The organism is Yersinia sp. 1652 StPb PI, assembly GCF_041538345.1.
GTDB classification, from domain to species: Bacteria; Pseudomonadota; Gammaproteobacteria; order Enterobacterales; family Enterobacteriaceae; genus Yersinia; species Yersinia enterocolitica_E.
The window spans coordinates 127,104-152,737 of sequence record NZ_JAULSM010000002.1; the positions used below are offsets into that span (position 1 = coordinate 127,104).

Below are 25,634 nucleotides of genomic sequence, written 5' to 3' on the forward strand. Positions count from 1 at the left end.
TTGGTGTGGCTGTGAACACACTCTGCTATGTTGTGCAGTGCGCGCAATCCTCATGAACGTTAAGTTCACTCCGGTTGCTGTGCGCTGTACGCCTTGCCGAGTGTCTTCTCGCTCACACTGCAACAATGATTAACCCATTGGCATTGCGATTATTTGAGAGACTCTATTACAGGTTACTCTTTATCTCAGTACATCTACGGAGAGATAAATTTCAGCTGTAATGTTTCAATTTTCAGCTTGTTCCAGATTGTTAAAGAGCAATATCTTAAACACGACTCGTTAAAGTCATCTTTAAGATATTCAGTTGATAATGTCTTTCACACATTATCGGAGTGGCGTCCCCAAGGGGATTCGAACCCCTGTTACAGCCGTGAAAGGGCAGTGTCCTAGGCCTCTAGACGATGGGGACACAAAAATTTCTACTGGATCACTGATTCAGTATTTTTGTGTAAAGGTGAGAATGTGGTGACACATTCGAACGACTGATGCAGTAAAAACTCGATACCGAGGTCTTATTGCACAATCATCACCCTCATCAACAGGTGCTCTTGCTCATTTACATTCATCAGACAATCTGTGTGGACACTGCGCAATGCGTATCGTTAGGTAAGGAGGTGATCCAACCGCAGGTTCCCCTACGGTTACCTTGTTACGACTTCACCCCAGTCATGAATCACAAAGTGGTAAGCGCCCTCCCGAAGGTTAAGCTACCTACTTCTTTTGCAACCCACTCCCATGGTGTGACGGGCGGTGTGTACAAGGCCCGGGAACGTATTCACCGTAGCATTCTGATCTACGATTACTAGCGATTCCGACTTCATGGAGTCGAGTTGCAGACTCCAATCCGGACTACGACAGACTTTATGTGGTCCGCTTGCTCTCGCGAGTTCGCTTCACTTTGTATCTGCCATTGTAGCACGTGTGTAGCCCTACTCGTAAGGGCCATGATGACTTGACGTCATCCCCACCTTCCTCCGGTTTATCACCGGCAGTCTCCCTTGAGTTCCCACCATTACGTGCTGGCAACAAAGGATAAGGGTTGCGCTCGTTGCGGGACTTAACCCAACATTTCACAACACGAGCTGACGACAGCCATGCAGCACCTGTCTCACGGTTCCCGAAGGCACTAAAGCATCTCTGCTAAATTCCGTGGATGTCAAGAGTAGGTAAGGTTCTTCGCGTTGCATCGAATTAAACCACATGCTCCACCGCTTGTGCGGGCCCCCGTCAATTCATTTGAGTTTTAACCTTGCGGCCGTACTCCCCAGGCGGTCGACTTAACGCGTTAGCTCCGGAAGCCACGCCTCAAGGGCACAACCTCCAAGTCGACATCGTTTACAGCGTGGACTACCAGGGTATCTAATCCTGTTTGCTCCCCACGCTTTCGCACCTGAGCGTCAGTCTTTGTCCAGGGGGCCGCCTTCGCCACCGGTATTCCTCCAGATCTCTACGCATTTCACCGCTACACCTGGAATTCTACCCCCCTCTACAAGACTCTAGCTTGCCAGTTTCAAATGCAGTTCCCACGTTAAGCGCGGGGATTTCACATCTGACTTAACAAACCGCCTGCGTGCGCTTTACGCCCAGTAATTCCGATTAACGCTTGCACCCTCCGTATTACCGCGGCTGCTGGCACGGAGTTAGCCGGTGCTTCTTCTGCGAGTAACGTCAATCAACCGTGCTATTAACACGATTGCCTTCCTCCTCGCTGAAAGTGCTTTACAACCCGAAGGCCTTCTTCACACACGCGGCATGGCTGCATCAGGCTTGCGCCCATTGTGCAATATTCCCCACTGCTGCCTCCCGTAGGAGTCTGGACCGTGTCTCAGTTCCAGTGTGGCTGGTCATCCTCTCAGACCAGCTAGGGATCGTCGCCTAGGTGAGCCATTACCCCACCTACTAGCTAATCCCATCTGGGCACATCCGATGGCGTGAGGCCCGAAGGTCCCCCACTTTGCTCTTGCGAGGTCATGCGGTATTAGCTACCGTTTCCAGTAGTTATCCCCCTCCATCAGGCAGTTTCCCAGACATTACTCACCCGTCCGCCGCTCGCCGGCAAAGTAGTAAACTACTTCCCGCTGCCGCTCGACTTGCATGTGTTAGGCCTGCCGCCAGCGTTCAATCTGAGCCATGATCAAACTCTTCAATTTAAGATTTGTTTGATTTGCTACTAATAAAAGCAGCGATGCTCAAAGATTACTTTCTGCAAATAAGCATTCGAACCGAAGTTCAAATGTGTACTGCTTTGGTCACTCTTCAAGACTTTGATATTTCTTCTGCCTGTCGAAACAGGCTTCGATATCGTCTTGCGAGTGCCCACACAGATTGTCTGATAAATTGTTAAAGAGCAGTGCGTTAGCAACCGGTGGTTGGTAACGCGAGGTGCGCATATTACGCTTTCCTCATTCAGAGTCAACTACTAATTTCGTTGAATTTCTCTGTTCTCTTTGCCGGTCACTTAACTACTTGATTCGTTGTGTGCCGTCTCGATGGATGCGCATTATAGGGAGTTCCGCGCCGCCCGCAACCGCTAATTTCAATAAAAATGACTGTTTGCTGCATTCCACAGCAAAACCCCGCTTTATACCCAGTTGTGCACAAACTTATCCACAGATTGAATCTGCACTCAAAATTGACGAGCATCACGCAATCGTTTTCGCTACAATTCCCCGCGGCGAAAAAGAGTGACCTTGTCGGCAAAATATCGATGACATGATGTGATTTTTTATAAAACTGGGGAATACCGCTCAGGATAAAGCGTATTTTATTGTGGTAGAGGATGAATCGCCCTGGTGAAAGCAGCAAAGAGTGGCATTGCTCCCTATTTGGGACGTTATCTGAGTTTGTTCCTCTCTATATAGTTACCTATATAAGAAGGTAGGATTCAGATAACGCTCTATTGAATGATTGCGAAGAATAACTGCGACTCCAAAGCCAAGGGATAAAACCATGCAACAACGCCGCCCAATCCGCCGTGCTCTACTCAGTGTGTCTGACAAAGCCGGTATCATCGAATTCGCCGCCGCACTTTCTCAGCGTGGCATCGAGTTACTTTCCACCGGTGGAACTGCCCGCCTGCTGGCCGATGCGGGTCTGCCCGTCACTGAGGTTTCTGACTATACCGGTTTCCCGGAAATGATGGACGGACGCGTTAAAACGTTGCATCCAAAAGTGCATGGCGGCATTTTGGGCCGTCGTGGTCAGGATGATGGCATCATGGCTCAACATGATATTCAGCCAATTGATATTGTTGTCGTGAATCTATATCCGTTCGCTCAGACAGTTGCTCGCCCGGATTGCTCACGGGAAGATGCAGTTGAGAATATCGATATCGGTGGCCCTACCATGGTGCGCTCCGCCGCCAAGAACCATAAAGATGTCGCCATTGTCGTTAAGAGTAGCGACTACCCAGCGATTATTGCCGAACTGGACGAGAATGATGGTTCATTAACTTATCCAACCCGTTTCGACTTGGCTATCAAGGCGTTTGAGCACACCGCCGCTTACGACAGCATGATTGCCAATTACTTCGGCGCGCTGGTGCCACCTTACCATGGTGATACCAAGCAGCCATCAGGCCGCTTCCCACGCACCCTGAATCTTAACTATATAAAGAAACAAGATATGCGCTATGGTGAAAACAGCCACCAGCAAGCGGCCTTCTATATAGAAGAAGAGGTTAAAGAGGCATCTGTGGCTACCGCACAGCAATTGCAGGGTAAAGCGCTCTCCTATAACAATATCGCAGATACCGATGCGGCATTAGAATGTGTGAAAGAGTTCAGCGAGCCTGCCTGTGTGATCGTCAAGCATGCCAACCCATGCGGCGTGGCGATTGCCGACTCGCTGTTGGCCGCTTACGAAAAAGCCTATAAAACTGACCCAACTTCTGCTTTCGGCGGCATTATTGCCTTTAACCGTGAATTGGATGCCGAAACCGCCAGCGCAATTATCAGCCGCCAGTTTGTTGAAGTCATCATTGCCCCCGCAGTCAGCACTGAAGCACTGGCATTGCTTGCCGCCAAACAAAATGTCCGTGTTCTGACCTGTGGCCAGTGGCAGGAGCGTGCTACCGGTCTGGACTTCAAACGCGTCAATGGTGGTTTGCTGGTCCAAGACCGCGATTTAGGTATGGTGACCGCAGCCAATCTGCGCGTGGTGTCCAAGCGCCAGCCAACGGAGCAAGAACTGCGTGATGCACTGTTCTGCTGGAAAGTAGCTAAGTTCGTTAAATCCAATGCCATTGTCTATGCACGCGACAATATGACTATCGGTATAGGCGCAGGCCAAATGAGCCGTGTCTATTCTGCCAAAATTGCCGGTATTAAAGCGGCGGATGAAGGATTAGAAGTAACCGGTTCTGCCATGGCCTCCGATGCTTTCTTCCCGTTCCGTGACGGTATCGATGCTGCTGCATCTGTCGGGATCAGTTGTGTTATCCAACCGGGTGGTTCAATCCGTGACGATGAAGTCATTGCTGCGGCTGATGAGCATGGTATCGCCATGATCTTTACCGACATGCGCCATTTCCGCCATTAATTAACCCGCTTAACGGAGTCATCTGATGAATATTTTGATTATTGGTAATGGCGGGCGTGAACACGCGCTGGGCTGGAAAGCAGCACAGTCGCCTTTAGCGGGCAAAATTTATGTCGCGCCGGGTAATGCTGGCACCGCGCTAGAATCTGGTTTAGAAAATGTCGATATCGCGGCAACTGATATTGCGGGTCTGTTGGCCTTTGCTCAGAGCCATGATATTGGCCTGACCATTGTCGGCCCGGAAGCACCGTTAGTTATTGGTGTGGTTGATGCTTTCCGCGCAGCCGGTTTGACCATTTTTGGGCCAACGCAAGCCGCGGCTCAGTTGGAAGGATCTAAAGCTTTCACCAAAGACTTCCTGGCGCGCCACAATATCCCAACTGCGTTTTACCAGAACTTCACCGAGGTGGAGCCTGCTTTAGCCTATGTTCGTAAAATCGGTGCACCGATCGTGATTAAGGCTGATGGGCTGGCCGCCGGTAAAGGCGTGATTGTTGCGATGACGTTGGAAGAAGCAGAAACCGCTGTTCATGACATGCTGGCAGGCAATGCCTTTGGTGATGCAGGCCACCGTATCGTGGTGGAAGAGTTTCTCGACGGCGAAGAAGCCAGCTTTATCGTGATGGTTGATGGTGAAAATGTATTACCAATGGCCACCAGCCAGGACCATAAGCGGGTTGGCGATGGTGATACCGGTCCGAATACCGGTGGCATGGGGGCATATTCCCCGGCACCGGTAGTCACTGATGAAGTTCATCAGCGAGTGATGGAAAGTGTTATCTGGCCGACAGTGCGCGGTATGGCGGCAGAAGGTAATGTCTATACCGGCTTCCTCTATGCCGGTCTGATGATTTCCGCTGACGGGCAACCAAAAGTGATTGAGTTCAACTGTCGCTTTGGTGACCCGGAAACTCAACCCATCATGCTACGCATGCGTTCAGACTTGGTTGAATTGTGCTTAGCCGGTGCGCAAGGCAAATTGAATGAGAAGACCTCTGACTGGGATGAGCGCCCATCGCTAGGTGTGGTGTTGGCCGCTGGCGGTTATCCGGCAGATTATCGCCAGGGTGATGTCATTCATGGATTACCACAGCAGGAGGTAGCTGACGGTAAAGTGTTCCACGCCGGAACCAAACTGAATGGCAATAATGAAGTCGTCACTAGCGGCGGTCGCGTATTGTGTGTAACTGCGCTGGGTGCCACCGTCGCCCAGGCACAGCAAAACGCGTATCGGTTAGCTGAAAATATTCAGTGGGAAGGGGCTTTCTACCGTAAAGACATTGGTTATCGGGCGATTGCTCGCGGTAAATAAACCTACCCTTGTATTCTACGGGCGCAGCTTGCTGTGCCCTGCTTCTTATCAGGCCTTACAAACTACCGGCTGTCGGCTCCCAGCGGCAGAAGTCCTGATTGGCAACCAACAGCAATTGCTGACCCTGCGACGAATCCAACCACGCGACGCCCAGAGCTTGCGCACTGCCCTCTCCCCGTTTGCTCAGCCATGCCTGTGAGTTATCGTCAACTTTCAATCGCAACGTCTTCTTATCACAGGTAGTAACCACACCATCTCGCCACTGTCCCTGAATTAACCTGACATTTCCGGCGCGCAGTGCACTGCTCTGTTCGAGAATTCGTTTCGCTTCCAACTGATAGACCGCGATATTATCCGCAGAGAGCTGCTCACGCCGTTCGGCCAGTTGGCGCTGCATAAAACTCACCTGTCCTTGTTCATCAAAACGCAGCTCGACGCTCTGCGGGTTATGACCCAAATCGTTGCGCCGAATTTCCCGCAAAATGCCATTTTGATATTCGTAGAAGGTTACGCGAGTATTGTCCCCGGAATAGGGGCTGTAGACGCTCATCAGCACTTGTGGCTGCTGCTGCGCATTATCCTGACGCCATAAACGAACGACACCGCTATCGGCGATATATCCGCTGGCACTAAATTGAGGGGAACCTGACTGACTGCTACAGGCGCTGAGACCAAAGGCTAAACCGAGGGTCATCAGCACCCGCTGCATAAACAAAAGGGGCTTTGCCACCCCCCTGCTTATTATTTTCACTGACACACTATTAAGATTTAACAGAATCTTTCAGTGCTTTACCAGAAACAAACGCTGGCACATTAGCTGCAGCAATTTTGATTTCTTTACCAGTCTGTGGGTTGCGGCCAGTGCGCTCATTACGATGGTTTACCTTGAAAGTACCAAAACCAACCAATTGTACTGGATCACCGTCTTTCAGAGATTCGGTAATTGCAGCCAGTGTGGACTCCAAAGCAGCTTTAGCTTGTGCTTTAGAAAGGTCCGCTTTGTCCGCGATTACGTCAATCAGTTGAGTCTTATTCATAAGTTATCCTTACAGTGTGTTTATCGTTTGCAAAGCATCGAGTGCGACGGATATGCCGATGGACAGCACTCTCCTGCATACACGCACCGATAGCCACTTTTTTTCGCCCCCCAAATGTAGAACAGACAGGGGGCAGATGTGAAGCCTTAAGACGTGACAAATCAGGCGTTAAATCACGTTTTCTTGCCTTATTGCGTTAAATTTATGCCAATGTTGCTAACAGCCGCTTCCCGCAGGTCAGATCGTAGCCCTTTTATCAGATCTAAGTCGCGCTCTTCACAGTCAGCTAACAGACGGAAAATCTCCCATTGGATATCCCATTCTTCTTCAATCGCAGGCAAAATTTTCAGTTCTTCATCGGTCATTTCTTTACCGGCCAACGTCATTTCCAACATTGCAACGGTACGAATTGATGCTTCGCTGATAGCGACAGCATGTTCCAGTGTTTCACCACTCAAACGCGAATGGATGGCCTCGCCCAATGCAATACAGGCATCGATGGCAGGATAAACACCGTAGATAGCATAGTCATCGGCTGAAGGAATTGCCTCTTCCAGCTTCTCTAACTGGCTATCAAAGTTAACTTTTGCGTCTTTTATGACCAAAGTTTCCCAGATCAGGTCCAGAATGCGCCGGTAAACAGCCGGGTCGCCAAATTCAGTTTCCAGACAAAATTGCTGATAGTTGGGATACATCCGCTCACATAAGCAAGCCATGAAAGTCAGGTGTTGCCAACTTTCCAGCTTCTCGAGACGTAGATGAATCGGATTACGTATCATTATAAGTTCTCATTATTCATTATCTGCGCGGCAGTGTACCCGAAATTAAATCATATCCCTATGGTTGCCAAGTAAATCAGGATTTTTCCGCACCCAACGCTGAAATTGCGGGCGGTTTGAGGCGATAGCATCAGCCCAACGGGTTGGCTCAGGCAAACGGTAGCCCGCCATGCAAGCCTGTACCCACGCCAAAGCACTACTAACACTGACCCGATGACCGGGCGAGATAAACAGTGGATTGCAACGGACTTTGCTGCGCCACACCCAGCCAAGTTGCTCATCACCATCAATGAGTGGTTGTAATGCGCCGTTATCGCTCTCTAGCGGCAGAGAGTGCCCACACAGGCGACTTTTGGCGACACCAATGGTCGGAACATCAACCAACAGCCCAAAATGGCTGGCAACGCCTAAACGACGCGGATGTGCGATACCTTGCCCATCAACAAACACCAGTTGAGGCCGTTGCTGCAACTGCCCCCAGGCGGCTAATAATGCAGGATATTCACGGAAAGAGAGTAAACCGGGGATATACGGCAGTGAAGTTGCCACGCGGGCAACCTGATATTCCACCAGTTCTAGCGAGGGATAACGCAAAATCGCGATAGCAGCACGGGTAATCTCCCCCTGCTGCTCAAAACCAACATCCGCACCGGCAATAAAGTGCACTGACCCACTATCAAAATCATCGTGAAGAATAATGTCAGATGCTCGTTGTAACTGTTCTGCCCGTAACGCTTTGGTATCTATCATCGGCCAACCTCCCTCGCGCTTGAAGCTACAGTGCGGTTACCTGCCGCCCCAATGACTTTGGGTATAAGCGATTAGTTTTGATGATAAGGCTTTGATAACGTATGCACTGCATCAACAAAAGCCCCTGCATGTTGTGGCGGAACATCCTGATGAATGCCGTGCCCCAGATTAAACACATGCCCTTCACCCTGGCCAAAACTTGCGAGAATAGTACTCACTTCCTGCTCAATACGGGCAGGTGGTGCGTATAACACAGAGGGGTCCATATTACCTTGCAGAGCGACCTTATCACCCACCCGACGGCGCGCATCGCCGATATCCGTGGTCCAATCCAACCCTAATGCATCACAACCGGTAGCAGCCATTGCTTCCAGCCATTGCCCGCCACCTTTAGTGAACAAGGTCACCGGTACCCGACGCCCGTCGTTTTCGCGGATCAGGCCATCGACGATTTTATGCATGTAGTTCAAGGAGAATTCAAGATAATCACGCCCTGTCAGTACCCCGCCCCAAGTATCAAACACCATCACAGATTGAGCGCCAGCTTTGATTTGCGCATTGAGATACAAGATGACGCTATCGGCCAGTTTATCCAGTAGCAGATGCAGGGTTTGCGGCTCGGCATACATCATTTTCTTCAGTTTGGTGAACGCTTTGCTACTACCACCTTCAACCATATAGGTTGCCAGCGTCCATGGGCTGCCGGAAAAACCAATTAATGGCACTGCACCTTTCAGCTCACGGCGAATGGTTCTTACCGCGTTCATCACATAACCCAATTCCTGTTCTGGGTCGGGGATGGGTAACTTTTCGACGTCGGCGTGACAAGTAATCGGGGATTGGAAGCGTGGACCTTCACCGGTTTCAAAATAGAGCCCCAGCCCCATAGCATCGGGGATGGTCAGAATGTCTGAAAACAGAATCGCGGCGTCCAATGGATAGCGACGTAATGGCTGCATCGTCACTTCACAAGCCAGTTCCGCATTTTTGCACAGCGACATAAAATCCCCGGCAACCGCGCGGGTAGCTTTATATTCCGGCAAATAACGGCCCGCCTGACGCATCATCCATACCGGCGTTACATCTACCGGTTGACGCAATAAGGCTCGCAGATAGCGATCGTTTTTCAACTCATTCATGGTGGAGCTCCCTTAATTATCTGGCGACCATCTTTTAGCGGACCATATTGTAGCATGTCAGATAATACTTTCCTGCTAACTGCCGCCGCTATTAAGGGCGCGATAATGACTCACTCTCATGGGGTTTAAACTGCGTCGGCTATGAGGTTAGCGCTTCAGTACTCCCTTCTGATTAGATCAACTCACGGTGCTCGCGGCATAACACCACGGTATCTTCAATTAATCGTCGTGCTACGGTGCCTGGCGGCGGCAGTAATGGCAATTGGTCATAACGATACCAACCGGCATTTAGCAGCTCTTTAGGGTCATGTCGTAATTCACCACTGTCATACTCGGCCATAAACGCCATCATCAGTGAATGGGGGAACGGCCAAGGCTGTGATGTTACGTAGCGCAGATTTTTAATGTGAATATTACTTTCTTCTAAAACTTCACGGGAAACCGCCTGCTCCAGAGTCTCACCCACTTCGACAAAGCCTGCCAATACGGTATTAATGCCGCCACGATGCCGTACATGCTGCGCCAATAAAATTTCATCATCACGGCGAATGGCAACAATCACACAAGGGGCGACTTGTGGGTAATAGCGCTCACGGCAATGATTACACAGACAAGCCCACTCGGAACGGCTGGCCTGCATTTGGTGACCGCAATAACCACAAAAACGGTGAGAACGATAAAACTCTGCCAGTTGCACACCACGCCCAGCCAATTGGAACAAGCCGCGATCCACATCCAGTAATTGCCGCACGGACCCCATATCAGTAGACATCATCTGACGGATCAGCCATACCGCCTGCCCTTGCCATTCACCGATTTGCCTTGCCGTTGCGCCCTGCAATGACCAATTAGCGGCATTACCTTGTGGTAACTCCCCTTTCGGCAACCATAATTTGTTTTCATGACTGACAATCCACCAGCCACTTTCTTTACCTGTAAGTTGTAGTTCCATATCGTTGTTGCACAACCTCGACTTCACTGGCAATCTAGAATCCGGCTTGTTACATTTTTGTAACCCACTATTACTTTTCCTTACTCACGGAGTCGTTCATGCTCAACCGACTAGAAAGCCTGACTCAACGCGTTGGCGGCAGTAATGAATTAATTGATCAATGGCTTCATGCGCGTAAAGAACTGTTAGTTTCATATTGCACAGTGATCGGTATTAAGCCGCAAAAAGAAAAGCATACCCCGCTTAACGAAAAAGCGCTGGAGAACTTTTGCCATAATTTAGTGGATTATCTCTCTTCCGGGCATTTTCATATCTATGACAGAATTATCAAACAGGTGGAAGGCGCGTCTAGCCCAAAAATGGCGCTGACGACCAAAGTGTATCCTGCGTTAAAAAATAATACTCAAACGATCATGACATTCCATGATCGTTATACCAACATTGAGATCGATCAGGACAGTTGTATCGAGTTTCAACAAGCATTATCTGATATCGGTGAAGCCCTTGATGCCCGTTTCCGCTTGGAAGATCAATTGATTCAATGGGCATCCGAGTCGTGGCAAGCCGCCCAGCCAGTTATTCAAACAGGGCAGGTAAAATAACCCACTGAACAGCACGGGCTTGTAGTTTTAATTCAACCTCGTATAGTAAAGATTCTTGTCGGAGTGCCTAGCACCTGTTTTCTTAGGAAAGCAAACGCAGGCTGAGACCGTTAATTCGGGATCCGCGGAACCTGATCGGGTTAATACCCGCGAAGGGAACAAGAGTAATTTATCGCTACAGGCCCGGTCTTTATCCTTACAGGTAGCTGCCGGTTACTGGCCAACATCGTTACTCCCGCCAAGCTCCAGACAAGCAATTTTCCCTATAAACCACACTGGTAGGAATTGCTATGTCTAATAATACAACCACTAAAAGTTCATCACGCCCACGTAAACCTATTCCACGTAAACCTATTCCACGTAAACAACAACGTGAACAAGCTCAACAGTTTATTGATACCTTGCAAGGTGTCACTTTCCCCAACTCCCAACGTATTTACCTACAAGGCTCACGGCCAGATATTCTGGTACCGATGCGCGAAATCCAGCTCAGTCCGACACTGATTGGCGGTGGCAAAGACGCACCACGCTATGAAGATAACGAAGCCATCCCGGTGTATGACACTTCCGGCCCATATGGTGACTCAAATGCCAAACTGGATGTTCACCGCGGGCTACCCAAATTACGCGATAGCTGGATAGCTGAACGCCAGGATAGCGCCGCACTGACCTCTGTCAGCTCTGGCTTCACCCAACAACGTTTAGCCGACGAAGGCTTGGATCATTTGCGTTTTGAGCATCTGCCACACCCGAAGAAAGCCATCACAGGCAAATGCGTCACCCAACTGCATTACGCCCGTCAGGGTATCATCACGCCAGAGATGGAGTTTATCGCGCTGCGAGAAAATATGGGCCGTGAACGTATTCGCGGTGAGGTACTACGCCAGCAGCATCCAGGGCAGGCTTTTGGCGCTAACCTGCCAGAAAATATCACTGCCGAATTTGTACATCAGGAAGTGGCGGCGGGCCGAGCTATCATTCCCGCCAATATTAACCACCCAGAATCTGAGCCGATGATTATTGGTCGTAACTTTTTAGTGAAAGTGAATGCCAATATCGGTAACTCTGCGGTGACCTCCTCCATCGAAGAGGAAGTAGAAAAACTGGTGTGGTCAACCCGCTGGGGTGCAGATACCGTGATGGATTTGTCCACGGGACGCTATATCCATGAAACCCGCGAATGGATCCTGCGCAATAGCCCGGTCCCTATTGGTACCGTTCCTATCTATCAGGCATTAGAAAAAGTAAATGGTGTGGCTGAGAACCTAACCTGGGAAATGTTCCGTGACACGCTGTTGGAGCAGGCCGAGCAAGGGGTGGATTACTTTACTATCCATGCCGGTGTGTTGCTGCGTTATGTGCCGATGACCGCCAAACGCTTGACCGGTATCGTCTCCCGTGGCGGTTCAATTATGGCGAAGTGGTGCCTTTCCCATCATCAGGAAAACTTCCTGTATCAGCATTTTCGCGAAATCTGCCAGATCTGTGCGGCCTATGATGTCTCACTGTCACTGGGTGATGGTCTGCGCCCTGGTTCCATCCAGGATGCCAATGATGAAGCCCAGTTCGCTGAACTGCATACCTTGGGTGAATTGACCAAAATCGCCTGGGAATATGATGTGCAGGTGATGATTGAAGGCCCCGGTCATGTGCCGATGCAGATGATTCGCCGCAATATGACCGAAGAGTTGGAACACTGCCATGAAGCACCATTCTATACCTTAGGCCCGCTAACCACGGATATTGCGCCAGGTTATGACCATTTCACGTCAGGTATTGGGGCGGCCATGATTGGCTGGTTCGGTTGCGCCATGCTGTGTTACGTCACACCGAAAGAACATCTTGGCCTGCCTAATAAAGAGGATGTGAAACAAGGACTTATTACTTATAAAATCGCCGCCCATGCCGCAGATTTGGCCAAAGGCCACCCCGGTGCGCAGATCCGCGATAATGCCATGTCGAAAGCGCGCTTTGAATTCCGCTGGGAAGATCAGTTCAATCTGGCGCTTGATCCAGAAACCGCACGAGCCTATCACGACGAAACCCTGCCGCAGGAGTCCGGCAAAGTGGCCCACTTCTGCTCAATGTGCGGGCCGAAATTCTGCTCGATGAAAATCTCTCAGGAAGTCCGCGACTATGCCGCTACGCAAGAACAGGCTGCGGTGCAAGAGCTAGCAGCGACACAAGAAACAGCAGCCCAACCGATCGAAATTTTACAATCAGGTATGGAACAGATGTCAGCGGAGTTCCGCTCTCGCGGCAGCGAGCTGTATCACAGCCCCGTTAACCTCAAGAGCGAGGCCAATAATGAACCTGTCTAATCATGCCTCATTTTCTGCAAAGAAAGGTTTCCCTGCGACGGTACAGCGTCTTGGTCTCTATCCCGTCGTCGATAGCCTACTTTGGATAGAGCGCCTGCTTGCCGCAGGTGTAACTACAATACAACTACGTATCAAAGAGTTAGATGATGCGCAGGTAGAACAAGACATTGCCGCTGCCATAGCGTTAGGCAAACGCTATCAGGCACGCTTATTTATCAATGATTATTGGCGGCTAGCGATTAAGCATGGTGCCTATGGTGTTCATCTGGGTCAGGAAGATCTGGCAACAGCCGACTTGGCCGCGATTCAGCAAGCTGGATTACGGCTGGGCGTATCAACTCATGATGAGCAGGAACTGGCGATAGCTAAAGCTGTCCGGCCCTCTTATATCGCCATGGGTCACATCTTCCCCACACAAACCAAGCAAATGCCGTCATCACCACAAGGGTTGACGGTGCTCAAGCAGATGGTCGACAACACGCCAGACTACCCGACCGTTGCCATCGGCGGCATCAGCATTGAGCGCGTACCGGCGGTCCTGGCCACGGGTGTCGGTAGTGTAGCGGTCGTCAGTGCTATTACCCTGAGTGACGATTGGCAGCAGGCAACAGCACAATTACTGCACCTGATCGAGGGCAAGGAGCTGGCTGATGACAAACAAGCATGAGTTGAGTGACAGCGAATTCTTGCGCTACAGCCGCCAGTTATTACTGGAGGATATCGGCCCTGAGGGCCAGTTGAAGCTGAAAAGTGCCTGTGTGCTGATTATCGGCCTTGGCGGTCTTGGTTCGCCTGCTGCGCTCTATTTGGCGGCAGCCGGCGTCGGTAAGCTATTACTGGCTGATGATGACCAACTGGAACTGACCAATTTACAGCGCCAGATCCTGTATCGCACCACAGATATCAGCCAAACATCCTTTGCTAATCAAAGTAAAGCACGGTTAGCCCAGCGTCATTTGCAAAGCCTCAATCCGTTGATTGAGGTTATCCCATTTGATACGCGGCTGCTAGGTGCGGCATTGGCCGATGCGGTAGCTAACGCTGATTTGGTGCTGGATTGCAGCGACAACATGGAGACGCGCCATCAGGTAAATGCAGCCTGTATCACCGCACAAAAACCATTAATTAGCGGTAGTGCCGTGGGATTCAGCGGGCAATTGCTGGTGATTGAGCCGCCTTATTCTCAAGGCTGCTACGCCTGTCTATATCCCGATAAAGAATTACCACAACGTAACTGCCGTACTGCTGGCGTATTGGGGCCGGTGGTCGGCGTCATTGGCACCTTGCAAGCACTGGAGGCTATCAAGATGTTGGCAGGCCTGCCGTCGGCACTGAGCGGGAAATTACGCTTATTCGATGGCAAGCAGCAGAGCTGGAGCACCCTGCAACTGACTCGGGCGAAGCATTGCCCTGCCTGTGGAGGTTCACAGTGAAAACGGGTCACATACAGATTGTGCTCAATGATCAGCCGTTAGTGGTGGTGAGCAATATCACCGCTGAAATGCTGCTCAATCAGCTCAAACGCCACCAGCCGGGTACGGCTCTGGCAATTAATCAGGTCATCGTCCCCCGCACTGACTGGGAAAAATGCCAGTTACACGAGGGTGATAACATTTTGCTATTCCAAGCGATTGCCGGGGGCTGACATGCTGAAGATCGCCGATACCACTTTTACCTCACGTTTATTTACCGGTACGGGAAAATTCTCCACCCCTGAACTGATGCTGGAAGCATTGCGCGCCTCGGGGTCACAACTGATTACTATGGCGATGAAGCGGGTTGATTTACGGGCCGGGAACGATGCAATTCTTGCGCCCTTGCAACAATTAGGTGTGCGTTTGCTGCCTAATACCTCGGGGGCTAAAACTGCGCAAGAGGCTGTATTTGCCGCCCGTCTGGCGCGCGAAGCGCTGGGTACCCATTGGGTAAAATTGGAAATTCATCCCGATGTGAAGTATTTACTGCCTGACCCAATAGAAACCCTGAAAGCCGCCGAAATACTGGTGAAAGAGGGATTTGTTGTTTTGCCTTACTGTGGCGCGGACCCGGTATTGTGCAAGCGGCTGGAAGAAGCAGGCTGCGCTGCCGTCATGCCATTGGGTGCACCGATTGGCTCAAATTTGGGCTTACGTACCCGCGACTTTCTGCAAATCATTATCGAGCAGGCCAAAGTGCCCGTGGTAGTCGATGCTGGAATTGGTGCGCCAAGCCATGCGCTTGAGGCAATGGAATTGGGAGCTGATGCCGTGCTGGTCAATACCGCAATTGCCGTGGCACGCTCACCCGTGCACATGGCGCATGCTTTCCGTTTGGCGGTTGAATCCGGTGAATTGGCGCGTCAGGCTGGGCTTGGCAACCAACAGTTTGGCAAGGCCATTGCCACCAGCCCACTGACTGGCTTTCTCAGCCAGTTAGAGGAGGAGCATCATGTCTGAAGATTTCAGCCAACACTGGCAACAATTAGATTGGGATGATATTTCTCTGCGTATTAACAGTAAAACCGCCTCTGATGTTGAACGGGCCATTAATGCCGTCAAACCGAATCGCGACGACTTAATGGCGTTGATTTCGCCCGCAGCACTGGCTTATCTCGAACCGATGGCGCAGAAGGCTCAACAATTAACCCGCCAGCGTTTTGGTAACACGGTGAGTTTTTATGTGCCGCTCTACCTTTCTAATCTGTGTGCTAATGATTGCACTTATTGTGGTTTCTCGATGAGCAATCGCATCAAGCGCAAAACCTTAGATGAAGCAGAAATCATCCGTGAGTGTGATGCTATCAAAGCGCTAGGCTTTGAACATCTGCTACTGGTCACTGGTGAACATCAGGCAAAAGTAGGAATGGATTACTTTCGTCGTCACTTCCCAGTCATCCGTAGTCGATTCAGTTCACTGATGATGGAAGTTCAACCATTGGCGCAAGAAGAGTATGCGGAGCTAAAAACGTTGGGATTAGACGGTGTGATGGTTTATCAGGAAACCTATCACCCAGCGACTTACCAGCAACATCACTTGCGCGGGCATAAGCAAGATTTTCACTGGCGACTGGCAACCCCAGATCGTCTCGGTCGGGCTGGGATCGACAAGATCGGACTAGGTGCGTTGATCGGGCTGTCTAATAGTTGGCGCACTGACTGTTATATGCTGGCGGAGCATCTGTTTTATCTGCAACAGACCTATTGGCAAAGTCGCTACTCTATTTCGTTCCCACGACTACGACCTTGTGCGGGCGGTATCGAGCCAGCATCTCTGATGAGTGAGCCGCAACTGCTGCAATTGATCTGTGCTTTTAGATTGTTTGCCCCGGATGTGGAACTGTCGCTATCTACCCGTGAATCACCTTTCTTCCGCGACAATGTCATTCCGGTCGCGATTAATAATGTCAGTGCGGGTTCCAAAACTCAGCCTGGCGGGTATGCAGATAATCATCCAGAACTTGAGCAATTCGCTCCGCATGATAATCGCACACCGGAGCAGGTAGCACAGGCATTGACACGGGCGGGGTTACAGCCGGTGTGGAAGGATTGGGATCGCCATTTAGGGCGTTCTCTGCAATAAACCGACCGTTTAAATCCTAAAAAAAGCAAAAAAAAACCGCCCCATAAGGAGCGGTTTTTACGTTGGTGAGCAACAAAGAGATTAGTCTTTGCTGTTACCAAAACCGGCGTTAAGCAATTCAGCCAGGTTAGCCGTTGCTTCATCCGCGCTAACTTGCGGTACAACAGGAACTTCACCCAGAGCTTTACGGCGTGCACGATCCTGATGATAAGCGTAACCGGTACCGGCTGGGATCAGACGGCCCACGATTACGTTTTCTTTCAGGCCACGCAGTTCATCACGTTTACCGGCAACTGCCGCTTCAGTAAGAACGCGCGTGGTTTCCTGGAACGAAGCCGCAGAGATGAAGGACTCGGTCGCCAAGGATGCCTTGGTGATACCCAGCAGGTCACGCGTGAACGTAGCCTCGATTTTGCCTTCGGCTGCCAGCTTACGGTTAGCGATTTTAACGCGAGACATTTCTGCCTGCTCGCCTTCCAGGAAGTCAGTGCTACCTGAGTCAACGATGGTGCCTTTACGCAACATCTGACGAACGATAACTTCGATGTGTTTATCGTTAATCTTAACGCCTTGCAGACGGTAAACTTCCTGCACTTCGTTGGTGATGTAACGGGTAACCGCGTGAACGCCACGCAGACGCAGAATGTCATGTGGAGATTCTGGGCCGTCGGATACCACGTCACCGCGTTCTACAATTTCACCTTCGAACACGTTGAGCTGACGCCATTTCGGAATCATCTCTTCGTATGCATCGCTACCATCCAACGGTGAGATAACCAGACGACGTTTGCCTTTGGTCTCTTTACCGAACGAGATGATCCCGCTGATTTCAGCCAGGATTGCAGGCTCTTTCGGACGACGTGCTTCGAACAAGTCAGCAACACGTGGCAGACCACCGGTAATATCCTTGGTACCGCTTGATTCCTGAGGAATACGCGCCAGGGTATCACCTGCACCGATCTGAATGCCGTCTTCCAGCTGTACAATCGTTTTACCTGGCAGGAAGTATTGAGCAGGCATATCAGTACCTGGGATCAATACATCGTCGCCTTTGGCGTCAACGATTTTCAGTGCCGGACGCAGGTCTTTACCGCTACCGGTACGCTCTGCGCTATCCAGTACTACCAGAGAAGACAAACCAGTCAGTTCGTCGGTCTGGCGGGTAATGGTCTGGCCGTCAACCATGTCCGCGAAGCGAATGAAACCGCTCACTTCGGTCACAACTGGCATGATGTGCGGATCCCAGTTAGCAACGGTTTCGCCGCCCTGGACTTCTGCGCCATCGCCTTTAGCCATTACAGCACCGTAAGGCACTTTGTAGCTTTCTTTAGTACGACCGAATTCGTCGATCAGCTTCAGCTCGGTATTACGAGAAGTAATAACCAGCTTGCCCGCTGCATTGGTAACGAACTTGACGTTGCTCAGTTTCAAGCTGCCTTTGTTCTTAACCTGAATGCTAGACTCTGCTGCCGCACGAGATGCCGCACCACCGATGTGGAACGTACGCATCGTAAGCTGGGTACCCGGCTCACCGATTGACTGTGCTGCAATAACACCAACTGCTTCACCTTTGTTGATGATGTGACCACGTGCCAGGTCGCGACCATAGCAGTTTGCACACACACCAAAGTCAGTTTCACAGCTTACTACTGAACGAACTTTAACGCTGTCGACGGAGTTTTCTTCTAACAGATCACACCATTTTTCGTCCAACAGGGTGTTACGCGGAACCAGAATATCAGCCGTACCCGGCTTGATAACTTCTTCTGCGGTCACACGACCCAGAACGCGATCGCGCAGTGGCTCTTTAACATCACCACCTTCGATAACCGGGGTCATCACGATACCGTTATGGGTACCACAATCGTCTTCGGTTACCACCAGATCCTGTGCCACGTCAACCAAACGACGGGTCAGGTAACCGGAGTTCGCAGTTTTCAATGCGGTATCCGCCAAACCTTTACGCGCACCGTGGGTTGAGATGAAGTACTGAAGTACGTTCAAACCTTCACGGAAGTTCGCAGTGATTGGCGTTTCAATGATCGAACCATCTGGCTTGGCCATCAGACCACGCATCCCTGCCAGCTGACGAATCTGTGCAGCAGAACCACGCGCACCGGAGTCGGCCATCATAAAGATGCTGTTGAATGACACTTGCTGTTCGACAACGCCGTCACGGTTGACAACATCTTCTACAGACAAGTTATCCATCATCGCCTTGGCAACACGTTCGTTAGCCGCGGCCCAGATATCGATCACTTTGTTATAACGTTCGCCTGCGGTTACCAGACCAGATTGGAACTGCTCCTGGATCTCGGCAACTTCAGTTTCAGCTTCTTCGATGATCCCTGCTTTCGCTTCTGGGATAACCATGTCATCGATACCTACAGAGGCGCCTGAGCGTGCTGCGTAAGCAAAACCGGTGTACATGATCTGGTCAGCAAAGATAACCGTTGGCTTCAAGCCCAGGATGCGGTAACAGGTGTTCAGCATCTTGGAGATAGCTTTCTTGCCCAGCGGCTGGTTCACGATAGAGTAAGGCAGGCCTTTCGGGACGATCATCCACAAAATAGCACGGCCAACTGTCGTATCGATGATGCTGGTGCGCGTAATGCTTTCGCCTTCGACATTACGAATTTCTTCAGTAATACGTACTTTTACGCGAGCATGTAGCGATGCCAGGCCACCACGATAAATACGTTCAGCTTCTTTCGGGCCAGTCAGAACCATGCCTTCGCCTTTGGCGTTAACACAGTCGCGGGTCATGTAATACAGACCCAATACAACGTCCTGAGAAGGAACGATGATTGGCTCGCCGTTCGCTGGTGACAGGATGTTGTTGGTAGACATCATCAACGCACGCGCTTCTAACTGAGCTTCCAGTGTCAGCGGTACGTGAACAGCCATTTGGTCACCATCGAAGTCGGCGTTATATGCCGCACAAACCAATGGGTGCAACTGGATTGCCTTACCTTCGATCAGAACCGGTTCAAACGCCTGGATACCCAAACGGTGAAGGGTTGGAGCACGGTTCAGCAGCACTGGGTGTTCGCGGATAACTTCATCCAGGATATCCCAAACCACAGCTTCTTCACGCTCAACCATCTTCTTGGCGGCTTTAATGGTGGTAGCAAGACCACGCAATTCCAGCTTGCCGTAGATGAACGGTTTGAACAGCTCAAGAGCCATTTTCTTAGGCAGACCGCACTGATGCAGACGCAGGTATGGACCAACGGTGATAACCGAACGACCTGAGTAGTCAACACGTTTACCCAGCAAGTTCTGACGGAAACGACCTTGCTTACCTTTGATCATGTCAGCCAGTGACTTCAACGGACGCTTGTTAGAGCCGGTAATCGCACGACCGCGACGGCCGTTATCCAGCAATGCATCTACTGCTTCTTGCAGCATACGCTTTTCGTTACGTACGATGATGTCAGGAGCCGCCAAGTCCAGCAGGCGCTTCAAACGGTTGTTACGGTTGATCACGCGACGATACAAATCGTTCAGATCAGAAGTCGCAAAACGACCACCATCCAACGGAACCAATGGACGCAAGTCTGGCGGCAACACAGGCAGCACGGTCAGGATCATCCACTCTGGCTTATTGCCAGACTGTACGAACGCTTCCAGCAGCTTGATACGCTTAGTCAGCTTCTTACGCTTGGTTTCAGAATTTGTTTCGTTCAATTCTTCACGCAGGATCTCGCACTCAGCTTCCAGATCCATGTTTTTCAACAGGGCCTGAATCGCCTCGGCGCCCATTTTCGCGTCGAACTCATCACCAAACTCTTCCAACGCGTCCAGATACTGCTCTTCAGTCAGGATCTGACGACGTTCCAGGTTGGTCATACCGCCTTCAACAACCACATAGGATTCGAAGTACAGTACACGTTCGATGTCACGTAATGGCATATCCAGCAGTAAACCGATGCGGGATGGCAGCGATTTCAGGAACCAGATGTGCGCAGTTGGAGAAGCCAGTTCGATGTGACCCATACGCTCACGGCGCACTTTGGTTTGAGTCACTTCAACGCCGCATTTCTCACAAATAACACCACGGTGTTTCAAACGCTTGTACTTACCGCACAGGCATTCGTAATCTTTTACTGGGCCAAAGATACGGGCACAGAAAAGGCCGTCACGTTCTGGTTTGAACGTACGGTAGTTAATGGTTTCCGGCTTTTTAACTTCACCGAACGACCATGAACGGATCATGTCTGGCGATGCCAGAGCAATTTTGATCGCATCAAACTCTTCGGTCTTAGTTTGCGCTTTCAGAAACTTTAATAAGTCTTTCACGGATTGGCTCCTGTCGGAGTTAGACCTGATAGGCGCTCAAACGAAATTTGAGCGCCCCTGTGACCAGTACGAACCACCAGCAGACTCCCGGCTGTAAGAGTCTGCCGTCTGGCGAAGAGTTACTCTTCTTCCAGCTCGATATTGATGCCCAGCGAGCGGATTTCTTTCAACAATACGTTGAAGGACTCCGGCATGCCTGGTTCCATACGGTGATCGCCATCCACGATGTTTTTGTACATCTTGGTACGGCCGTTTACATCGTCGGACTTGACGGTAAGCATTTCCTGCAATGTGTACGCGGCGCCATAAGCTTCCAACGCCCACACTTCCATCTCACCGAAGCGCTGACCACCGAACTGAGCCTTACCACCCAGCGGCTGCTGAGTAACCAGGCTGTAAGAACCGGTAGAACGCGCATGCATCTTGTCATCAACCAAGTGGTTCAGTTTCAGCATGTACATGTAGCCGACAGTAACCTGACGTTCGAATTGCTCGCCGGTACGGCCGTCAAACAGAGTAATCTGACCAGAAGTTGGCAGACCACCTAGCTGTAACAGTTCCTTGATCTCTTTCTCTGTCGCGCCATCGAAGACTGGTGTTGCAATTGGCATACCTTTTTTCAGGTTCTCAGCCAGACGCAATACTTCGTCATCGGTGAAGGTGCTCAGATCAACTTTCTGACAAACGTTGTCGCCCAGATCGTAGGCTTTCTGGATGAACTCACGCAGTTTGGCAACTTCTTCCTGCTTCTTCAGCATGGCGTTGATTTTCTCGCCAATGCCTTTCGCTGCCATCCCTAAGTGGGTTTCCAAAATCTGACCGATGTTCATACGCGATGGTACGCCCAGCGGGTTCAGAACGATGTCTACCGGCGTACCGTTTTCATCGTAAGGCATATCTTCGATCGGGTTAATCTTGGAGATAACACCTTTGTTACCGTGACGACCGGCCATCTTGTCACCCGGTTGAATCTGACGTTTAACCGCCAAATACACCTTGACGATCTTCAGCACGCCTGGTGCCAAATCATCACCTTGGGTGATCTTACGACGCTTGGCATCCATCTTCTTCTCGAATTCGGATTTCATTTCGTCGTACTGCTCTGCCAACTGTTCCAGTTGGTTTTGCTTGTCTTCGTCGGTCAGGCCCAGTTCGAGCCAACGATCACGTGGTAACTTGCTCAGCTTGTCAGCTTCGATGCCACCAGAAACCAGTACTGCATGGATACGTGCAAACAGGCCCGCTTCCAGGATCTGCAACTCTTCAGTCAGGTCTTTCTTAGCCTGCTTCAGTTGCATCTCTTCGATTTCTAACGCACGTTTGTCTTTTTCTACACCGTCGCGAGTAAAGACTTGTACGTCAATAACCGTACCGGAAACACCGTTTGGTACACGCAGAGAAGAGTCTTTAACATCAGACGCTTTCTCACCGAAGATCGCACGTAACAGTTTCTCTTCTGGCGTCAGTTGGGTTTCACCTTTAGGTGTTACCTTACCAACCAGAATGTCGCCGCCAGTCACTTCAGCACCGATATACACGATACCGGACTCATCCAGTTTGGACAGTGCAGCTTCACCCACGTTCGGGATATCAGCCGTTATCTCTTCTGGCCCCAGCTTGGTGTCACGGGACACACAGGCCAGTTCTTGAATGTGGATGGTGGTGAAGCGATCTTCTTGTACCACGCGCTCGGAGACCAAGATGGAGTCTTCGAAGTTGTAACCGTTCCAAGGCATGAACGCTACGCGCATGTTCTGACCCAATGCCAGTTCGCCCAGGTCTGTTGATGGGCCATCTGCCAGCACGTCGCCGCGCTCGATTGGCTCACCCAGATTCACACACGGCATCTGGTTGATACAGGTGTTCTGGTTAGAACGGGTGTATTTAGTCAGGTTATAAATATCAATGCCTGCTTCGCCCGGATACATTTCGTCTTCGTTAACTTTAATAACGATACGGGATGCATCTACGTATTGAACCGTACCGCCACGTTTGGCTACAGAGGTTACCCCTGAGTCAACCGCTACTGCACGTTCCATACCAGTACCCACCAGCGGCTTATCAGCACGCAGAGTAGGAACCGCCTGACGTTGCATGTTCGCACCCATCAATGCACGGTTGGCGTCATCGTGTTCCAGGAATGGAATCAGAGAAGCACCAACAGACACCACCTGTTGAGTGGAAACGTCCATATAGTCAACTTGGTCGCGGCTAAACAGGCTTGATTCGCCTTTGCTACGACAAGTGACCAAGTCTTCAATGAAGCGGCCGTCTTCGTCCAGGTTGGAGTTCGCCTGAGCGATAACGAAATTGCCTTCTTCAATAGCAGACAGGTAGTTAATTTCATCGGTCACCACACCATCGCGCACGCGACGATAAGGTGTTTCCAGGAAACCATACTCGTTGGTCTGTGCGTAGACAGACAAGGAGTTGATCAGACCGATGTTTGGACCTTCTGGCGTTTCGATTGGACATACGCGACCGTAGTGAGTCGGGTGTACGTCTCGAACTTCAAAGCCAGCACGTTCACGGGTCAAACCGCCCGGGCCCAATGCAGAGATACGGCGTTTATGCGTAATCTCAGACAACGGGTTGTTCTGGTCCATAAATTGTGACAACTGGCTGGAACCGAAGAACTCTTTCACCGCCGCCGAAATCGGCTTAGCGTTGATCATGTCCTGAGGCATCAGAGTGTCGAGGTCGCCCAGAGACAAACGCTCTTTAACTGCACGCTCAACACGAACCAGACCTACACGGAACTGGTTTTCAGCCATTTCACCAACGGAACGAATACGACGGTTGCCTAAGTGGTCGATATCATCCACTTCGCCGCGACCATTACGGATATCGATGAGCTTTTTCATCACTTCGGTGATGTCTTCTTTGCTCAGGATACCGGAACCTTCGATTTCGTCACGCAGCAGAGAACGGTTGAACTTCATCCGGCCAACCGCTGACAAATCATAGCGGTCTTCAGAGAAGAACAGGTTCTCAAACAGATTTTCAGCAGCTTCGCGTGTTGGTGGCTCACCAGGACGCATCATGCGATAGATCTCAACCAAGGCGCTCAGACGATCGCTGGTTGGGTCAACACGCAGGGTCTCGGAGATATAAGCACCGTGATCCAGATCGTTGGTGAACAATGTTTCGATGTGCTTGTGGCCAGACTGGCTCAGTTTAGCCAGCAAATCCAGTGACAGCTCCATGTTGGCTGCACAGATAAGCTCACCGGTGTTCGTATCGATATAGTCTTTTGCAACTACTTTACCGGCAATGTATTCAACCGGAACTTCGATGCGATCAATGCCGTCTTTTTCAAGCTGGCGAATATGACGTGCAGTAATACGGCGCGCTTTCTCGACGTAAACCTTGCCATTAGCTTCAATATCAAAGGATGCCGTTTCACCGCGCAGGCGCTCTGGAACTAATTCCATCTGCAGCTTGTTGTCACGAATCTCAAAGACCACTTTCTCGAAGAACAGATCCAAGATCTGTGCAGTGGTGAAACTCAATGCGCGCAGAATGATGGTTGCAGGCAATTTACGACGACGGTCAATACGGACAAACAGGTTGTCTTTCGGGTCAAACTCGAAATCTAACCATGAACCGCGGTAAGGGATGATACGTGCGTTGTACAGCACTTTACCCGATGAATGGGTTTTACCCTTATCACTGTCAAAGAATACGCCAGGGCTACGGTGTAGCTGAGATACGATAACCCTCTCAGTACCGTTAATGACAAAGGTACCGTTTTCGGTCATGAGTGGAATTTCACCCATGTAGACTTCTTGTTCTTTGATGTCTTTGACCGTACCTTCAGGAGCTTCGCGCTCATAGATTACCAGACGCAGCTTAACGCGTAGCGGTGCGGAATAGGTCACACCACGGATCTGGCACTCTTTAACATCAAATACAGGTTCACCAAGACGGTAGCTAACGTATTGCAGCTCCGAATTGCCACTGTAGCTCTGAATTGGAAAAACAGAACGGAATGCTGCTTCCAGACCGTGCTGCCCTTCGGGATCTTGCTCGATGAATTTCTGGAACGAGTCAAGTTGGATAGAAAGGAGATAAGGTATGTCCAGAACTTGTGGACGTTTACCAAAATCCTTACGAATACGTTTTTTCTCGGTATAGGAGTAAACCATAGGGTTCCTCAGCTCGCTGAAAAGTCGACCCACTCTGTCTGCCCTGAACATAGGACAGTTCATGCAACACTATTATTTAGAGAGAAGTTGAAACACTTCTCGAAATACTCTTTTCTATCACTCTTAAACCATTTCATCGCGTTACTTTGACTACCGAGCTACCCGAGTGGGTCGTAGCTGAGAACGCAGTATATT

The 25,634-nt window shown here is 50.5% G+C and carries 18 protein-coding genes, 1 tRNA gene, 1 rRNA gene and 1 riboswitch; of the genes, 9 read left to right on the forward strand and 11 right to left on the reverse strand.

The genetic code is table 11. The features are described 5' to 3' along the window. Nucleotides 1–333 precede the first annotated feature (333 nt). The 3 genes from Q2T71_RS17180 to Q2T71_RS17190 form a co-directional block, all read right to left on the reverse strand. Nucleotides 334–409 (reverse strand) — tRNA-Glu (locus Q2T71_RS17180). A 198-nt stretch (nucleotides 410–607) separates the two neighbouring features. Further along, nucleotides 608–2,150 (reverse strand): 16S ribosomal RNA (locus Q2T71_RS17185). A gap of 99 nt (nucleotides 2,151–2,249) precedes the next feature. Further along, nucleotides 2,250–2,390, reverse strand: coding sequence for a hypothetical protein (locus Q2T71_RS17190; protein WP_193784765.1), 141 nt, complete (start codon nucleotides 2,388–2,390; stop codon nucleotides 2,250–2,252). A gap of 559 nt (nucleotides 2,391–2,949) precedes the next feature. On the opposite strand from Q2T71_RS17190, the gene purH reads away from it, so the two are divergent. Further along, nucleotides 2,950–4,539 carry a bifunctional phosphoribosylaminoimidazolecarboxamide formyltransferase/IMP cyclohydrolase gene (purH, locus tag Q2T71_RS17195; RefSeq protein WP_372560006.1) on the forward strand — a complete coding sequence of 530 codons (1,590 nt, stop codon included), beginning with the start codon at nucleotides 2,950–2,952 and terminating at the stop codon, nucleotides 4,537–4,539. A gap of 25 nt (nucleotides 4,540–4,564) precedes the next feature. Next, entirely contained in the window at nucleotides 4,565–5,851 is a 1,287-nt protein-coding gene (gene purD / locus Q2T71_RS17200; protein WP_372560007.1) for a phosphoribosylamine--glycine ligase, read from the forward strand. A gap of 55 nt (nucleotides 5,852–5,906) precedes the next feature. On the opposite strand, the gene Q2T71_RS17205 is transcribed toward purD, so the two are convergent. From Q2T71_RS17205 to nudC, 6 genes are all read right to left on the reverse strand, one after another. Further along, nucleotides 5,907–6,560: a DUF1481 domain-containing protein gene (locus tag Q2T71_RS17205; protein ID WP_372560664.1), complete on the reverse strand. Its 654-nt coding sequence runs from the start codon at nucleotides 6,558–6,560 to the stop codon at nucleotides 5,907–5,909. A 52-nt stretch (nucleotides 6,561–6,612) separates the two neighbouring features. Continuing rightward, nucleotides 6,613–6,888, reverse strand: coding sequence for a nucleoid-associated protein HU-alpha (hupA, locus tag Q2T71_RS17210; protein WP_004876782.1), 276 nt, complete (start codon nucleotides 6,886–6,888; stop codon nucleotides 6,613–6,615). 188 nt (nucleotides 6,889–7,076) lie between these two features. Beyond that, nucleotides 7,077–7,667 carry a YjaG family protein gene (locus tag Q2T71_RS17215; RefSeq protein WP_372560008.1) on the reverse strand — a complete coding sequence of 197 codons (591 nt, stop codon included), beginning with the start codon at nucleotides 7,665–7,667 and terminating at the stop codon, nucleotides 7,077–7,079. A 45-nt stretch (nucleotides 7,668–7,712) separates the two neighbouring features. Beyond that, nucleotides 7,713–8,417 carry a deoxyribonuclease V gene (nfi, locus tag Q2T71_RS17220; protein WP_372560009.1) on the reverse strand — a complete coding sequence of 235 codons (705 nt, stop codon included), beginning with the start codon at nucleotides 8,415–8,417 and terminating at the stop codon, nucleotides 7,713–7,715. A gap of 71 nt (nucleotides 8,418–8,488) precedes the next feature. Beyond that, nucleotides 8,489–9,556, reverse strand: a complete 1,068-nt coding sequence (gene hemE / locus Q2T71_RS17225) for a uroporphyrinogen decarboxylase (RefSeq protein ID WP_372560010.1) — start codon at nucleotides 9,554–9,556, stop codon at nucleotides 8,489–8,491. 172 nt (nucleotides 9,557–9,728) lie between these two features. Continuing rightward, a complete protein-coding gene (nudC, locus tag Q2T71_RS17230) occupies nucleotides 9,729–10,508 on the reverse strand; it encodes an NAD(+) diphosphatase (protein WP_372560011.1) in 780 nt (259 codons plus the stop codon). 98 nt (nucleotides 10,509–10,606) lie between these two features. On the opposite strand from nudC, the gene rsd reads away from it, so the two are divergent. The 7 genes from rsd (at nucleotide 10,607) to thiH (ending at nucleotide 16,989) form a co-directional block, all read left to right on the forward strand. Then, the gene (rsd, locus tag Q2T71_RS17235) at nucleotides 10,607–11,110 is read left to right on the forward strand and encodes a sigma D regulator (protein ID WP_372560012.1); all 504 of its coding nucleotides are present in this window, start codon (nucleotides 10,607–10,609) and stop codon (nucleotides 11,108–11,110) included. Nucleotides 11,111–11,159: 49 nt separating this feature from the next. Further along, nucleotides 11,160–11,285, forward strand: a riboswitch (TPP riboswitch). Between the two features lie 115 nt (nucleotides 11,286–11,400). Beyond that, the gene (gene thiC / locus Q2T71_RS17240; protein WP_372560013.1) at nucleotides 11,401–13,431 is read left to right on the forward strand and encodes a phosphomethylpyrimidine synthase ThiC; all 2,031 of its coding nucleotides are present in this window, start codon (nucleotides 11,401–11,403) and stop codon (nucleotides 13,429–13,431) included. Then, complete coding sequence (thiE, locus tag Q2T71_RS17245) at nucleotides 13,418–14,098, forward strand: thiamine phosphate synthase (RefSeq protein ID WP_372560014.1); 681 nt, start codon at nucleotides 13,418–13,420, stop codon at nucleotides 14,096–14,098. Before thiC ends, thiE begins: the two co-directional genes overlap by 14 nt. Continuing rightward, complete coding sequence (locus Q2T71_RS17250; RefSeq protein WP_372560015.1) at nucleotides 14,082–14,864, forward strand: ThiF family adenylyltransferase; 783 nt, start codon at nucleotides 14,082–14,084, stop codon at nucleotides 14,862–14,864. The genes thiE and Q2T71_RS17250 overlap by 17 nt, the downstream gene beginning before the upstream one ends. Further along, entirely contained in the window at nucleotides 14,861–15,076 is a 216-nt protein-coding gene (gene thiS, locus Q2T71_RS17255) for a sulfur carrier protein ThiS (RefSeq protein ID WP_372560016.1), read from the forward strand. Before Q2T71_RS17250 ends, thiS begins: the two co-directional genes overlap by 4 nt. A 1-nt stretch (nucleotide 15,077) precedes the next feature. Continuing rightward, nucleotides 15,078–15,866, forward strand: coding sequence for a thiazole synthase (locus Q2T71_RS17260; protein WP_372560017.1), 789 nt, complete (start codon nucleotides 15,078–15,080; stop codon nucleotides 15,864–15,866). Next, complete coding sequence (thiH, locus tag Q2T71_RS17265; RefSeq protein WP_372560018.1) at nucleotides 15,859–16,989, forward strand: 2-iminoacetate synthase ThiH; 1,131 nt, start codon at nucleotides 15,859–15,861, stop codon at nucleotides 16,987–16,989. The genes Q2T71_RS17260 and thiH overlap by 8 nt, the downstream gene beginning before the upstream one ends. A gap of 81 nt (nucleotides 16,990–17,070) precedes the next feature. Here thiH and rpoC read toward each other — a convergent pair whose 3' ends face one another. Beyond that, on the reverse strand, nucleotides 17,071–21,291 hold the full coding sequence (gene rpoC / locus Q2T71_RS17270; RefSeq protein WP_005192331.1) for a DNA-directed RNA polymerase subunit beta': 4,221 nt from the start codon (nucleotides 21,289–21,291) through the stop codon (nucleotides 17,071–17,073). Between the two features lie 119 nt (nucleotides 21,292–21,410). Beyond that, the gene (rpoB, locus tag Q2T71_RS17275; RefSeq protein WP_083162047.1) at nucleotides 21,411–25,439 is read right to left on the reverse strand and encodes a DNA-directed RNA polymerase subunit beta; all 4,029 of its coding nucleotides are present in this window, start codon (nucleotides 25,437–25,439) and stop codon (nucleotides 21,411–21,413) included. Nucleotides 25,440–25,634 lie beyond the last annotated feature (195 nt).